Genomic DNA, 13721 nt, shown 5'->3' with positions numbered 1-13721 from the left:
TTAACTCTCGGGCCTCATGATCGTTAACGGTAGGGGGCGAGGATCATGTCCGGCTCGCCGCGCCTGCCGGAGATCGTCTGGATGAAGCCCGCCCGCATCGTCGTCCTTTGCATCGCCGCCGTGTCCGCACTGGGCCTGGCTCTGGTCGTGCGCGCCATGGGGCAGGGCGAGCCCGCCGCGCCGGCCGCCGCCGCGCCTGTCGAGGCGCGCCCCATGGCCAAGATTTTGGTCGCTGCCCGCGATCTGGAGCCCGGCAAACGCCTGACCGACGGCGACCTGTCCTGGAAGGACTGGCCGGTCGATCAGTTGAACCCCGCCTTCATCAGCGACGGCTCCGTCCCGCTTCCCGCCGCCGCCGACAAGCCGGCCGAGGCCAAGCCCGCTGATGAAAAGGCCGTCGCCGACAAGACCGCCGGCGCGGTTCAGCGGGTCGGCGAGGCCGCCGGCCGCCTGGTCGGGACCGGAGTCAAGTCCGACTATGTCGGCTCGGTCGTGCGCGAACCCATTCTCGCCGGAGAGCCGATCGTGGCGCGCAAGATCGTGCGCGCGGGCGACAGCGGCTATCTGGCGGCCTATCTGGAGCCCGGCATGCGCGCCATGGCCATTGCGGTCACGGTGGAATCGGCCGCCGGCGGCTTCATCCTGCCCGGCGACCGGGTCGACGTCGTCCTGACCACCCAGAAAGAGAGCACAGGCTCGGTGGAGGGCGCCGGATCGGGCGGCAAATATTCGTCCGCCACCGTGATGCAGAACGTCAAGGTGCTGGCCATCGACCAGTCCACCCGCGTCGGCGACGACGCCCAGGCCGTGGTCGGGGCGACCGCCACCCTGGAGGTCCGCCCCCAGGACGCCGTGCTTCTGGCCCAGGCCAAGTCCGAGGGCGAACTGTCCCTGTCGCTGCGCTCCTACGCCGATACGGCGGGGCCGTCCGGCGCGACCGGAGCGCCCCAGGCGGCGGCCCTGACGCGCAACGTGCGGGTCTATCGCGGCGGGACGCCTGAAACCGTGGTGACGCCATGAGAGCCTCGATCCTGTCCAAGGCCGTCCTGATGGCGGTCGTCGCCGGCCTGGTCCTGGCGCCGGCGGCCGGAACGGCCCAGACGCGCGCCGCCGTGTCGATGGGGACGGCGCCGCGGCTGATCAACCTGCCGCGCGGCACCTCCTTCGCCGTGGATCTGCCGGCCGACGCCCGTGACGTGATCGTCTCCAATCCGCAGGTGGCCGAGGCCATGCTGCATTCGCCGCGCCGGATCACCGTGATCGGGATCGCGCCGGGTGAGACCGACGCCGTCTTCCTGGACGCCGCCGGCCGCACCATTCTGAGCCTGCGCGTCCGGGTCGATGCGGGCGTCAGCGCCCTGCAGGACACCCTCAGCCGCGTGGCCCCCGGCGGCGGCATCCACGCCGAGGCCGTCAACGACAGCGTCATACTGACCGGAACGGCGGACAGCCCGGCCCAGGCGGCCCAGGCGGCCCAGGTCGCCCGCGCCTTCGTTTCGGCCCCGGAAAAGGTGATCAATATGATCAGCGTCTCCGGCTCGGACCAGGTGACGCTGAAGGTGCGCGTGGTCGAGGTGCAGCGCAGCAGCCTGAAGCAACTGGGTTTCAACGCCGACATTCTGAAGGGCTCGGGCATCCACTCCTACGGCTTCAGTCGGCCGAACACCTACGGAGTGAACGGGGCGGCGGCCGGGGGCGGCGGGCTCTGTTACAATCAGACGGGCGGTCGGACGACGAACGGGACCAGCACGGTCTCCAGCGGCAGTCAGACGAGCGCCGGCTCGAACGCCAGCGCCTCCCAGACCTGGACGGGCGCCCCCTTCCCGACAACGGTTACGGTCACCGACGTCAACGGCAATCTGGTTCAGGTCCCTGGAACGGCCCTGGCCCAGGCGTCGACCGGCTCCTCGAGCGCGGCCTCGGTCTCGAACGCCATCCAGGATATCGCCTCCACCGCCTTCCGCACCATGACGGGCACGAACGCCACCGGCTGTCTGGAGGCGTTCGAGCGGGTCGGTCTGGCCCGGACCCTGGCCGAGCCCAATCTGACGTCGGTGAACGGCGAATCCGCAAACTTCCTGGCCGGGGGCGAGTTTCCCCTGCCGACCGGGCGGGATCGGGACGGCAACATCACCGTGACCTACAAGCCCTACGGCGTGGGCCTGGCCTTCCGGCCCATCGTCCTGTCGGGCGGCCGCATCTCGCTTCAGGTCAAGGTCGAGGTGTCCGAACTGACCGAACAGGGCGGGTTCACCATCGGCGCCGGCACGGCCTCGTCCATCACCCTGCCGGGCCTGACCGTCCGACGCAGCGAAAACACGGTCGAACTGCCGTCAGGCGGCGCGATGATGATCGCCGGCCTGTTGCAGGAAAGCACGAGGCAGGCGGTCGATTCCCTGCCCGGCATGACCAATCTGCCGGTGCTGGGCTCCCTGTTCCGCTCGCGCGACTATCTGAACGGCGAGACCGAGCTGGTCGTCATCGTCGAGCCCTATATCGTCAGTCCCACCTCGCCGGATCGGATGCAGACCCCTGCCGACGGCCTGCGGATCGCCACGGATTCTCAGACCATCCTGTTCGGACAGCTGAACCAGGTCTATGGCGCGCCCGCTCCCGGACCGGCCGGTTCAGGCGCCGCCTGGCAGGGCGCCGTCGGCTATGTGATCGAGTGAACTCATGACCCGTCTCTCGTTCTTGCCTCTCGCCCTGTTGGCCGGCGCGGCGCTCGGCCTCTCCGCCTGCGTCGGCGGCCCGGCCAGCCTGGGCGGTGAACCGCCCCTGACGCCGGCCTCCCGCTATGCGCTCCAGGTGGAGACCGGCCTGGACCGGATCGCCCTCGCCGTTCACGACGACGGCCTTTCGGCCAATCAGAACGCCGCCCTGGCCGCCCTGGTCGAACGGTTCGCCGCCGCCGGCGCCGGCTCTATCATGATCGAGGCGCCGGCCGGGGACGATCCGGTCGCGGCCCAGACCGCCTACGCCGTGCGCGACGCCCTGGCGCGCCTGGGCGTGGAGGGCGATCGGCTCCGCATCCTCAGCTATTACGGACCCAATCCGCGCGCGCCGGTCCTGGTCGGTTTCGAGACGGTCCAGGCGGCCGTGCCCCGCTGCGGAACGGCCTGGGGCAATCTGAGCCGGACCGGGGACAACAGGTCCTCGTCCAACTTCGGCTGCGCGGTCAACGCCAATCTGGCGGCCCAGATCGCCGACCCGCGCGACATTGCAGGGCCGCGCGCCATGACCCCCGCCTCGGCCGGGCGGCGCACGGTGGTGTTCGACAAATACGCCGCCGGCGAAAAGACCGCCGCACCCCAGGAGACGCTGGTGGAGAGCGCGCGCATTTCGACGGCGGTGGACTGAGCCTGATGAACCCCGCCGCGCCTCGCCCCTTCGACGCCCTGGACGACGGATTCGACGTCGATATGGACTTTTCCGAGCCGTCCGCCTTCCCGACCTCGGACGCCCGATCGGCCGCCTTCCTGAGCGCCGGCGCCCATCCGGCCCAGCCGGCGCCCTCCGGCGGAGGTTTTTCGCCCCAGGCCCCTGCGCCGTCCAGTTTCAATCCCGTCGGCGAGATGGTGGCCAGGGCGCAGTCGACGCTTGCGCCCGCGCCTGCGGCGACGCCCCATTCGGCGCCCGCTCTGGCGCCCATGATGTCGGCCGAGACCAGCCTGGCGCCCGTCGGCGCCATAGGCGAGGTGTCGGTGCCCCGCATCGCCATCCATGTTTTCGCCGAACGTCAGGACACCCTGGCCGCAGCCGAGCGCGCGGCCCAGGACCGGCGCCTGTCGCGCGCCACCACCCAGATCCGCATCGGCGGGGTCATGGGGGCGGTCGAGACCTATCGTCATGAGCCGACCCCGCCCCTGATCATCGTCGAATGCCTGAAGGACCCCCAGACCCTGCTGTGGGAGGTGGATCAGCTGGCCGAGGTCTGCGACGCGGGCACCAAGGTGGTGGTGATCGGGGCGACCAACGACATCCTTCTGTTCCGCGAACTGATGCGGCGCGGCGTCAGCGAATATCTGGTCGCCCCCCTTCAGCCCCTGCAGCTGATCGCGGCGATCGGCGGCCTGTTCAACGATCCGGCCCAGCCCTTCGTCGGCCGCTCCATCGCCTTCGTCGGCGCGCGGGGCGGGGCGGGCGCCTCGGCCGTGGCGCACAACACCGCCTATGCGATCTCTGAGCGGATCGGCGCCAACACCGTCATCGTCGACTACGACCTGCCGTTCGGCACGGCCGGGCTGGACTTCAACCAGGATCCGCTGAACGGGGTGGTCGACGCCTTGGGCCAGCCGGACCGTCTGGATGCGACCCTGCTGGACCGGATGATGGTCCGCTGCACCGACAAGCTGAGCCTGTTCGCGGCCCCGGCGACCCTGGACACCGACTGGGACATCTCCACCGAGGCGTTTGAAGAGGTCACGACGCGTATCCGCGCCACCGCCCCCTTCGTCATCCTGGACCTGCCGCATCTTTGGTCGCCGTGGATGCGCCGCACCCTGATCAGCGCCGACGAGGTGGTGGTGGTGGCGACCCCCGATCTGGCGGCCCTGCGCAACGCCAAGAACATGATCGACCTGGTCCGTCAGGGCCGGCCCAACGACGCTCCGCCGCGTCTGGTGCTGAACCAGGTCGGCGTGCCCGGCCGGCCGGAAATTCCGGCCAAGGATTTCGGCGCCGCCCTGGGCGTGCATCCCAGCCTGATCATCCCGTTCGACGCCAAGACCTTCGGGGCGGCGGCCAACAACGGCCAGATGATCCTGGACGCCGGCGCCAAGACCAAGGCGGCCGAAGCCTTCCAGACCCTGGCCCAGATCGTCTCGCGCCGAGAGCTGCCGGCTGCGGCTGCAGGCAAGCCCGTCAAGGCGGCGCGACCCGCCGAGGAGGACAGGGCGTCCAAATCCCTGTTCGGCTCTCTGTTCAAGAAACGCTGACGGATGTTCGGCAAACGCACAGGTCAACCCGGCGTCGTCGCGGCGCCCCTGCGCGAGGCGCCCTCTGCCGCGCCGCCCGCCGCCACGGGTTTCGACGCGCCCCTGCGTCAGCCGACGCCCGGCGTCCAGACCGAGGCCTTCGCCTTCGGCGGGGCTGACGAGCACGCCGAGGCCGGGCGCGGTTTCGGCGGGATGGACCCGGCCGCGGCCGCTCCGCCCAAGCCGGACCGCCTGGACGCCCTGGCCGCCCGGCCCCCCTCAGCCCCCGAGGCGGCGCCGCCGCCCCCTTCGGCAGCCAAGGCTGCGGGCCCCCGGCCGACCGCCGGTTTCGAACAGTTGAAGAAGGCTCAGGCGGTCGCCGAGATCGTCCGGGAACAGAGCGACTATTATCACGCCACGAAGACCACCATCTTCAATGCGTTGATGAACACCATCGACCTGGCCAATCTGGCTCAGCTCGACAACAAGACGGCGTCGGAAGAGATCCGCGACATCGTCGCCGAACTGGTGGCGATCAAGAACGTCTCCATGTCGGTGGCCGAGCAGGAGCATCTGGTCCAGGACATCGTCAACGACGTCCTGGGCTATGGGCCGCTGGAGCCGCTGCTGGCGCGCGACGACATCGCAGACATCATGGTCAACGGCGCCGGCCGGGTCTTTATCGAGGTGGGGGGCAAGGTCCAGCTGACCAATGTCCGCTTCCGCGACAACGCCCAGCTGATGAACATCTGCCAGCGGATCGTGTCTCAGGTCGGTCGCCGCGTGGATGAATCCAGCCCCATCTGCGACGCTCGCCTGCCCGACGGCTCGCGCGTCAACGTCATCGCTCCGCCCCTGGCGATCGACGGACCGACCCTGACGATCCGCAAGTTCAAGAAGGACAAGCTGACGATGAAGAATCTGGTGGAGTACGCCTCCATCAGTCCCGAGGGGGCGCGCGTCCTCGGCGTCATCGGCGCTTCACGCTGCAATCTGGTCATCTCGGGCGGCACCGGCTCGGGCAAGACGACGCTGCTGAACACCCTGACCGCCTTCATCGACCCGACCGAGCGGGTCATCACCTGCGAAGACGCCGCCGAACTGCAACTCCAGCAGCCGCACGTCGTGCGCCTGGAGACCCGGCCGCCCAATCTGGAGGGCCAGGGCCAGATCACCATGCGGGATCTGGTCAAGAACTGTCTGCGGATGCGGCCCGAGCGGATCATCGTCGGCGAGGTGCGCGGACCCGAGGCCTTCGACCTGCTCCAGGCCATGAACACCGGCCACGACGGCTCGATGGGCACGCTGCACGCCAACTCCCCGCGCGAAGCCATCAGCCGGATGGAGTCGATGATCACCATGGGCGGCTACGGCCTGCCGTCCAGGACCATCCGCGAGATGATCGTCGGCTCGGTCGACGTCATCATCCAGGCCGCGCGCCTGCGCGACGGCTCGCGCCGCATCACCCACATCACCGAGGTGGTCGGGCTGGAGGGCGACGTCATCGTCACCCAGGATCTGTTCGTCTACGACATCACCGGCGAGGACGAGAACGGCAAGATCATCGGCCGCCACCGCTCCACCGGCATCGCCCGTCCCCGCTTCTGGGACCGCGCCCGTTATTACGGGCTGGAGCGCGAGCTGGCCGACGCCCTGGACGCGGCGGAGTAGGGGCATGCTGCCGATTCTCGCCGCTGTTCTGGCCTTCATCACCATCGGCGGCCTGGGCTGGGTCTTCGTCGGCGGAGACGATTCCTCGAGCCAGGCGCTGAAGCGGGCCAACAAGCTGGGCGAGACCAAGCGAAACGCCGCCACGGCGCGCAGGGCGGCGGCCGCGGCCAGCACGCCCGAGGCCCGCCGCAAACAGATCGCCGAACAGTTGAAAGAGGCCGATCGCCGCGAGCGCAAGGCCCGCGCCACCATGTCGGTGCGGCTGAAACAGGCGGGCCTGAGCATAGGCGTGCGGACCTTCTACATCGTCAGCGCCGTCGCCGGCGGGATCGCGGCCCTGCTGGGCCTGGTGTTCGGGCTGCACGTCATTCTGGCGCTCGGTCTGGGCGTGGGGGTGGCGCTGGGCCTGCCGCGCTGGATCGTCAGCTTCCTGGCCAAGGGCCGGATGAAGAAATTCTCCCTGGAGTTCCCCAACGCCGTCGACGTCATCGTGCGGGGCATCAAGTCCGGCCTGCCGGTCCACGAATGTTTCAAGATCATCGCCCGCGAAAGCCCGGCGCCCCTGGGGCCCGAGTTCAAGCTGCTGGTCGAGGGCCTGGGGGTCGGCATGACGCTGGAACAGGGGCTGGAGCGGATGTACGAGCGCATGCCGTCGCCGGAGCTGCGCTTCTTCACCATCGTCATCGCCATCCAGCAGAAGACCGGCGGCAATCTGGCCGAGGCCCTGGGCAATCTGTCGGCGGTTCTGCGCGCCCGCCGGATGATGGCCGAAAAGGTCAAGGCCATGTCGTCCGAAGCCCTGGCTTCGGCCGGGATCATCGGCTCCCTGCCGCCGGCCGTCATGGCCATGGTGATGTTCACCAGTCCCGGCTACATGATGTCCCTGTTCACCGACATCCGCGGCAACGCCCTGTTGCTGCTGGCGGGGGTTCTGATGGGACTGGGCGTCTTCGTCATGAAGCGCATGATCTCGTTCAAGATCTGAGGCGGGGACATGGACGGTTTCATTCGCTTCATCACCGACCCGCAAAACCTGCTCAGCATAGGGGTGGGGGTGCTGGTCTTCGCCACCGTCCTGACCCTGCTGTCTTCCATGACCCGGGGCGTTCAGCTGGACAAGCGGATGAAGGCGGTTTCGGAGCGCCGCGACGACCTGAAGCGTCGCTCACGCGCTGCGATCCAGTCGGGCCAGGGCGCGCTGCGCCACAGCGATGACGAGGGCTTCAAGAAGATGCTCGTCGACCGGCTCAACCTGACCAAGCTGCTGGAAGACCCGAAGGTCGCCGACCAGATGGCCCAGGCCGGCTATCGCGGTCCGCGACCCTTGACCACCTTCTACTTCTTCCGCTTCGCCTCGCCCTTCCTGTTCCTGGCGGCGGCGGTCTTCTATCTGTTCGTGATCAAGATCGTCGACTGGCCGACGATGAACAAGATCAGCGCCTGTATGGGCGCCGTGGTCGCCGGCTTCTATGCGCCGAACCTCTATGTGAAGAATCGCATCGCCAAGCGCCGGGCCTCGATCATGCTGGCCTTTCCCGACGCCCTGGACCTGCTGCTGATCTGCGTCGAGGCCGGCATGTCGATCGAGGCGGCCATCGCCAAGGTCAGCCAGGAGATCGGCACTTCCTCGATCGAACTGGCCGAGGAACTGTCCCTGCTGTCGGCCGAGCTCAGCTATCTGCCGGACCGCCGCATGGCCTATGAGAACCTGGGCCGGCGCACCAACCATCCGGGCGTCAAGTCGGTGGCGGTCGCCATGACCCAGGCCGAGACCTACGGCACGCCCCTGTCCTCGGCCCTGCGCGTCATGGCCAAGGAGAATCGCGAACTGCGCCTGTCGGCGGCGGAGAAGAAGGCTGCGGCCCTGCCGGCCCAGCTGACCGTGCCGATGATCCTGTTCTTCCTGCCGGTCCTGTTCATCGTCATCCTGGGCCCGGCGATCCTGAACATCATGGACACCATGGCCAAGGGCTGAAGCGTCAGCCTTCTGCGGCGGCCTTCAATCCGTCGACGATGGCCTGGTGCGCCTCGCGCAGGGCGTTTCTGTGCTTGTCGTGGAACAGTTCGCCGCGCAGGCCCGCGAACTTGTGGCCCGACGAGACGATGCAGCGCCCCTTCTCCAGCTCCTCGATGTCGATGTAGCGCAGGGTGCGGAACAGAAAGCCCCGGTTCTCGGTCCAGACCAGCCGCACATAGGGCCGCCATTCCGCGACCCGGGCCGCCGCCCGCCGCTCGCCCTGGCCGGGAAAGGCCTCGGTGATCGCCAGCTGGCCGCCAAAGGCGATGGCGCCCTCCACATCGGTCTCGTGCGGATTCCAGCGGTTCCAGCCGGGCAGGTCCGAGACCAGCTCCCAGAGCCGGTCAGAGGTCGCCTGCACCCCGGCGCGTCGTTCGATCTTGGCGTCTTCCATGGCGCCGATCTGACACGGCTGGACGGCGGAAGGAAGACGTCTCAGTCGGGAACGACCATCTTCAGCCGCCGCCCGTCGTCCAGCCCCAACCGCGTCTTGACCTCGAACAGGTCGGCGCCGGCCGGAATGATCAGCAGCTTCTTGGGCTGGGCCGTATTGACCGCGACCACGGCGCCCTTGGGACAGATGTCGAAACAGTCGGCGCTGGTGACGGTCAGCGCCCCCTTGCGCCCCTTCTTGCCCTTCTTCAGGTGCAGATATTTCCGCAGGGCCTTCTTCAGGGTCAGGTCCCCGTCCGGCCCGAAACCGCCGTCCAGCTTCTTGGAGCATTTGCGGCAGACCAGGACCACATCCTTCCACTCGGTCTTTGCGCTCTTGAACTCTTCGACGGCCATGATTCGAGTGTCGCCGAGCGATGGTCGTTGCACAAGCGGAATGGGTTCGTCGTCTCCTCCCCGCCTAGCGGGGAGGTGGCGCGGCGCTTCTTCAGCGCCGTGACGGAGGGGCTGCTGACCCGGACTCGGTGCGGCGGACAGGCCCCTCCACCGCTTCGCGATCCCTCCCCGCAGAGCGGGGAGGAGACGGATATGACTACAACCGCTCGAACACCGTCTCGATCACCCGGCGATAGACGGCCGTCAGCGCCTCCAGCTCCGCTGTCGGCACCCGTTCGTCGATCTGGTGCATGGTCTGGCCGACCAGGCCTAGCTCCAGCACCGGGCACAGGGCGCGGATGAAGCGGGCGTCGGAGGTGCCGCCGGTGGTCGAGGCTTCGGGGCGGCGCCCCAGCTGGGCCTCGACGGCGTCCTGCACCGCCTCCACGAAGACCCCCGGCTCGGTCAGGAAGGCCTCGCCGGAACACAGGTGCTCCAGAGTGATCTGCAGCCCGGTCTCGGCCTGCATGGCCCCGGCCTCGCGGTTCAGCCAGTCGATCAAGGCATCGCCCGTATGGCTGGGGTTGAAGCGGATGTTCAGCCGCGCCCTGGCCTCGGCCGGAATGATGTTGGTCGCCGGATTGCCGATGTCGATGCTGGTGATCTCCAGGTTCGACGGCGGGAAGCTCTCATAGCCGTCGTCCAGGACATGGTCGTTCAGCCGGCTCATCAGCCGGGCGATCACCGGCGCCGGATTGGCCGCCCGTTCGGGATAGGCGACGTGGCCCTGTTTGCCCGTCACCGTGATCCAGGTGTTCAGCGAGCCGCGCCGCCCGACCTTGATCATGTCGCCCAGGTGCTGCGACGACGAGGGTTCGCCCACGATACAGGCGTCGATCACCTCGCCCTCGGCCGCCAGGGTCTCGACCACCCGTTTGGTGCCGTGCAGCGCCGGGCCTTCCTCGTCCCCGGTGATCAGGAAGGAGAGGGAGCCCTTCGGCTCACCTTCCGCCAGCACCTGGGACACGGCGGCGACCCAGGCGGCGATCCCGCCCTTCATGTCCACCGCGCCCCGGCCGTACAGCAGGCCGTCCCTGACCTCGGCGTTGAAGGGCTGGGCCGACCACTGCTCGGACGGCCCGGTCGGCACCACGTCCGTATGGCCGGCGAAGCACAGGTTGGGCGAGGCGGTTCCGCGCCGCGCATACAGGTTCTCGATCCGCGCATGGACCCCTTCGCCCCCCGGTCCCTCGAAGGCCAGGCGCCGGCAGTGGAAGCCCAGGGCCGTCAGATGGCGTTCCAGCACGTCCATGGCCCCCTCGTCGGCGGGGGTGACGGATGGAATACGGATCAGGTCGCGGGTCAGTTCGACAGGATCGATCACAGGAGTTGATGCGCGGCTCATGCGCCTATGCTTTAGGGACATCGCGCAACGGGGAGAAGGCCCATGCCCAAGATCGACATCGACAGCGCGCCCAGAGGCGACGGCACGACCTATCCGGACGCGTTCGCCGGCCCCTGTCTGTCGCGCCGCCGCTGGAAGCTGGGCGATGCGGCGGGCCTGACCCAGTTCGGCGTCAACCTGCTGCGCCTGCCCGACGGCGCCTGGTCCAGCCAGCGCCACTGGCACGAGGCCGAAGACGAGTTCGTGATGGTGGTCGAGGGCGAGGTCGTCCTGGTCGAGGAGGACGGCGAGACCGTGCTTGGCGCCGGCGACTGCGCCGGGTTCAAGGCCGGCGTCCCCAACGGCCACCGGATCGAGAACCGATCCGGTCGTGACGCGGTTCTGCTCGAGGTCGGCACGCGCAGCCCGACCGTCACCCCTTGCGACTACCCCGACATCGACATGGTCCTGCCCGCGGGCGCGGACCGCTATTTCCACCGCGACGGTTCGCCCTATCCGAAGTTCCCCAGACGCACGTGAGCACCGAAACCCTCGACACCGCCCCCGCCGCCCCGCCGGTTCCGCCGCCTCCGCCCGAGGGCCCCGACAGCCCCTGGGGCATCCGCGATTTCCGCCTCCTGTGGTTCGGGCGCGTGGTCGCGGTTCTGGCCATCCAGATCCAGTCCTCGGCCCTGTTGTGGCAGGTCTATGAGATCGCCCGGCGCGATCATCCGATCGAGGAGGCCAGCCTGTATCTGGGCCTGGTCGGCCTGTGTCAGTTCCTGCCGCTGCTGGCCTTCACCCTGCCGGCCGGGGCCATGGCCGACCGGCGGGACCGCAAGCGTACGGTCTGGATCTCCATCCTGGTCGAGGCGGCCTGCGCCGGGTCGTTCCTGGCTATGGCCCTGCACGGAAACCCGCCCCTGTGGGGGCTGCTGGCGGTCGCGGCCCTGTTCGGCGCCGCGCGCGCCTTCCTGGCGCCGGCCAGCCAGGCCTTCCTGCCGATGGTGGTGGGGCGCAAGGCCCTGCCGCCCGCCATCGCCGCCCAGTCCATCGCCTTCCAGACCGGGGCCATCGCCGGTCCGGCCCTGGGCGGGGTGATCGTGGGCGTCAATGTGCCCCTGGCCTATGCGGTGTCGCTGGGGATGTTCCTCTTGGCCGTCGCCGCCTTCATCCTGATCCGCACCAGCGGCAAGCCGGCGCCCCAAGCCAATCCGCTGTCGCCGATCGACGCGGTCAAGGAGGGGCTGGCCTATGTGTGGAAGACCAAGATCGTGCTCGGCGCCATTTCGCTGGACCTGGTCGTGGTCCTGCTGGCGGGGGTGGCGCTTCTGACGCCGATCTTCGCCCGCGACATCCTTCATGTCGGCCCCCAGGGCTTCGGCCTGCTGCGGGCGGCCTTCGGCGTCGGCGCCATGGGCATGGCCATCTATCTGAGCCGCTTCCCGATCCGACGGAACGGCGGGCGCTGGATGTTCTCGGCCGTGGCGGTGTTCGGCCTGTGCACCCTGACCTTCGGCCTGTCCAAGATCGTCTGGCTGTCCGGCCTGGCCCTGCTGATCGGCGGGGCGGCGGACATGATCAGCGTCAATGTGCGCCAGACCCTGATCCAGCTGGCCACGCCCGACCATATGCGCGGGCGGGTCTCGTCGGTCTCCATGCTGTTCATCGGCGCCTCGAACGAACTGGGCGAGGCCTATTCCGGCGTCATGGTCCGCATGTTGGGCGCGGTCGGGGCGGCGGTGTTCGGCGGCTTCGGAGCGCTGGCTGCGACCGGCGCCTGGTCGGCGATGTTCCCGGGACTGAGGAAGGCGGATCGGCTGACGTGAGGGGTTAGTGGCGAGTGACGAGTGACGAGTGGCCAGAGAGGCGGGGCTGGCTCGCCACTCGCCACTCGCCACTAACCACTCCCTTAATCACCACCCCCTGAAATGCTTCGACAGCTTCAGGCCCTGGTTTTGATAGTGGCTGCCGCTCTCGCCATACAGGCGCACAGGGCGCTCCGTCAGGGGTTCATAGACCAGGCGGGCGACGATCTGGCCGTGCTCGAGCAGGAACGGCGTATCGTGGGTGCGGACCTCCAGCACGCCCTTGGAGCCGGCGCCGTGCGCCTCATCCGTGCCGAAGCCAGGGTCGAAGAAGCCGGCGTAGTGGACGCGGAACTCGCCTACCGACGGGTCGATGGGGGTCATTTCGGCGGCCTGATCGACCGGAATTTCGACGTCGTCGGACGAGGCCAGGATGTAGAACTCGCCCGGATCCAGCAGCAGTTCGCCGCGACGCAAGGACAGGGGCTCCCAGAAGTCGCGCGGGTCGTGGCCGTCGATATGGTCCAGATCCACCACCCCGGCGTGGCGGCGCCCGCGGAAGCCGACGATGTCGCCGCCCTGCAGATCAACGCCGACCGAGCGGGTCTCCAGCTTGGGCGGATCGCCGGCCTTCAGCCTGAGTTGGTTCAGCCGGGTGCCGGGTCGCACCAGGATGGAGAAGGTCTGGGGCGCGACCTCCATATAGAGGGGGCCGTCATAGCCCTCGGCCACATCGTCGAAACTGGCGCCCTGGTCGGTCAGCAGGCGCACGAAGACGTCCACCCGGCCGGTCGAGGACTTGGGATTGGCCCGCGCGATCAGCCCCTTGGGCAGGTTCAGCCGCTCCTGAAGGCGCACGATATAGACGCAGCCCTTTTCCAGCACGACCCCGGCGTCGGTGATCACGATCCGGTGCATGGCCACGTCGGCGATCCGTTCCTCGACCTTGCGCCGGCCGGGCAGGAAGGAGGCGCGCACGCGCCAGGCCTGGTCCGACAGGCGCAGGTCCAGGCTGGCGGGCTGGACCTGGTCATGATCGAACGGGGTATCGGACGTGATGGCGCCGGCGGCGATCAGGGTCTCGATGGACTGGGCGGGCAGGATGCCGGGACGGGGCGCTTGGAAGAAACTCATGGCGTCAGTCTCACACGGTTTTC

Annotated in this window: 13 protein-coding genes; 9 read left to right on the top strand and 4 right to left on the bottom strand. The window is 68.7% G+C overall.

From position 1 onward, the window contains the following. The first annotated feature begins 45 nt into the window (after nt 1-45). The 7 genes from cpaB (at nt 46) to ACW178_RS01600 (ending at nt 8562) form a co-directional block, all read left to right on the top strand. A complete protein-coding gene (gene cpaB, locus ACW178_RS01630; protein WP_224761114.1) occupies nt 46-1020 on the top strand; it encodes a Flp pilus assembly protein CpaB in 975 nt (324 codons plus the stop codon). Next, nucleotides 1017-2672: a type II and III secretion system protein family protein gene (locus ACW178_RS01625; RefSeq protein WP_191554679.1), complete on the top strand. Its 1656-nt coding sequence runs from the start codon at nt 1017-1019 to the stop codon at nt 2670-2672. Before cpaB ends, ACW178_RS01625 begins: the two co-directional genes overlap by 4 nt. A 4-nt stretch (nt 2673-2676) precedes the next feature. Further along, a complete protein-coding gene (locus ACW178_RS01620; RefSeq protein ID WP_492024799.1) occupies nt 2677-3360 on the top strand; it encodes a CpaD family pilus assembly protein in 684 nt (227 codons plus the stop codon). Between the two features lie 5 nt (nt 3361-3365). Beyond that, on the top strand, nt 3366-4937 hold the full coding sequence (locus ACW178_RS01615; protein WP_224762255.1) for a CpaE/TadZ family protein: 1572 nt from the start codon (nt 3366-3368) through the stop codon (nt 4935-4937). A gap of 192 nt (nt 4938-5129) precedes the next feature. Next, nucleotides 5130-6587 (top strand): TadA family conjugal transfer-associated ATPase, encoded by a 1458-nt coding sequence (locus ACW178_RS01610; protein ID WP_492025039.1) that lies wholly within the window; start codon nt 5130-5132, stop codon nt 6585-6587. A 4-nt stretch (nt 6588-6591) separates the two neighbouring features. After that, complete coding sequence (locus ACW178_RS01605; RefSeq protein WP_054764236.1) at nt 6592-7572, top strand: type II secretion system F family protein; 981 nt, start codon at nt 6592-6594, stop codon at nt 7570-7572. Between the two features lie 9 nt (nt 7573-7581). Beyond that, the gene (locus ACW178_RS01600) at nt 7582-8562 is read left to right on the top strand and encodes a type II secretion system F family protein (RefSeq protein ID WP_492024798.1); all 981 of its coding nucleotides are present in this window, start codon (nt 7582-7584) and stop codon (nt 8560-8562) included. A 4-nt stretch (nt 8563-8566) separates the two neighbouring features. Here ACW178_RS01600 and ACW178_RS01595 read toward each other — a convergent pair whose 3' ends face one another. From ACW178_RS01595 to dapE, 3 genes are all read right to left on the bottom strand, one after another. Then, nucleotides 8567-8998, bottom strand: a complete 432-nt coding sequence (locus ACW178_RS01595) for an SRPBCC domain-containing protein (RefSeq protein WP_287104805.1) — start codon at nt 8996-8998, stop codon at nt 8567-8569. 41 nt (nt 8999-9039) lie between these two features. Continuing rightward, on the bottom strand, nt 9040-9393 hold the full coding sequence (locus ACW178_RS01590) for a hypothetical protein (protein ID WP_152949145.1): 354 nt from the start codon (nt 9391-9393) through the stop codon (nt 9040-9042). Between the two features lie 196 nt (nt 9394-9589). Next, nucleotides 9590-10777, bottom strand: coding sequence for a succinyl-diaminopimelate desuccinylase (gene dapE / locus ACW178_RS01585; protein ID WP_287104806.1), 1188 nt, complete (start codon nt 10775-10777; stop codon nt 9590-9592). A 42-nt stretch (nt 10778-10819) separates the two neighbouring features. Here dapE and ACW178_RS01580 point away from each other — a divergent pair, with 42 nt between their 5' ends. Together ACW178_RS01580 and ACW178_RS01575 are read left to right on the top strand one after the other, a co-directional pair. Continuing rightward, nucleotides 10820-11296 carry a cupin domain-containing protein gene (locus ACW178_RS01580; RefSeq protein ID WP_287104807.1) on the top strand — a complete coding sequence of 159 codons (477 nt, stop codon included), beginning with the start codon at nt 10820-10822 and terminating at the stop codon, nt 11294-11296. After that, nucleotides 11293-12585 carry an MFS transporter gene (locus ACW178_RS01575; protein ID WP_492024797.1) on the top strand — a complete coding sequence of 431 codons (1293 nt, stop codon included), beginning with the start codon at nt 11293-11295 and terminating at the stop codon, nt 12583-12585. The genes ACW178_RS01580 and ACW178_RS01575 overlap by 4 nt, the downstream gene beginning before the upstream one ends. Before the next feature lie 87 nt (nt 12586-12672). On the opposite strand, the gene ACW178_RS01570 is transcribed toward ACW178_RS01575, so the two are convergent. Further along, nucleotides 12673-13698, bottom strand: a complete 1026-nt coding sequence (locus tag ACW178_RS01570; protein ID WP_287104201.1) for a 2'-deoxycytidine 5'-triphosphate deaminase — start codon at nt 13696-13698, stop codon at nt 12673-12675. Nucleotides 13699-13721: the final 23 nt, after the last annotated feature.

This window comes from Brevundimonas sp. AVps4 (assembly GCF_058681525.1).
Note: the sequence above shows the minus strand (reverse complement) of the source record. Positions and strands in the feature narration are given on the sequence as shown.

Coding starts and splice junctions, on each gene's coding strand:
- ACW178_RS01590 (WP_152949145.1), bottom strand. CDS start 9,393: ATGGCCGTCGAAGAGTTCAAGAGCGCAAAGACCGAGTGGAAGGATGTG.
- ACW178_RS01580 (WP_287104807.1), top strand. CDS start 10,820: ATGCCCAAGATCGACATCGACAGCGCGCCCAGAGGCGACGGCACGACC.
- ACW178_RS01600 (WP_492024798.1), top strand. CDS start 7,582: ATGGACGGTTTCATTCGCTTCATCACCGACCCGCAAAACCTGCTCAGC.
- ACW178_RS01615 (WP_224762255.1), top strand. CDS start 3,366: ATGAACCCCGCCGCGCCTCGCCCCTTCGACGCCCTGGACGACGGATTC.
- ACW178_RS01620 (WP_492024799.1), top strand. CDS start 2,677: ATGACCCGTCTCTCGTTCTTGCCTCTCGCCCTGTTGGCCGGCGCGGCG.
- ACW178_RS01570 (WP_287104201.1), bottom strand. CDS start 13,698: ATGAGTTTCTTCCAAGCGCCCCGTCCCGGCATCCTGCCCGCCCAGTCC.
- cpaB (WP_224761114.1), top strand. CDS start 46: ATGTCCGGCTCGCCGCGCCTGCCGGAGATCGTCTGGATGAAGCCCGCC.
- ACW178_RS01595 (WP_287104805.1), bottom strand. CDS start 8,998: ATGGAAGACGCCAAGATCGAACGACGCGCCGGGGTGCAGGCGACCTCT.
- ACW178_RS01625 (WP_191554679.1), top strand. CDS start 1,017: ATGAGAGCCTCGATCCTGTCCAAGGCCGTCCTGATGGCGGTCGTCGCC.
- ACW178_RS01605 (WP_054764236.1), top strand. CDS start 6,592: ATGCTGCCGATTCTCGCCGCTGTTCTGGCCTTCATCACCATCGGCGGC.
- dapE (WP_287104806.1), bottom strand. CDS start 10,777: ATGAGCCGCGCATCAACTCCTGTGATCGATCCTGTCGAACTGACCCGC.
- ACW178_RS01610 (WP_492025039.1), top strand. CDS start 5,130: ATGGACCCGGCCGCGGCCGCTCCGCCCAAGCCGGACCGCCTGGACGCC.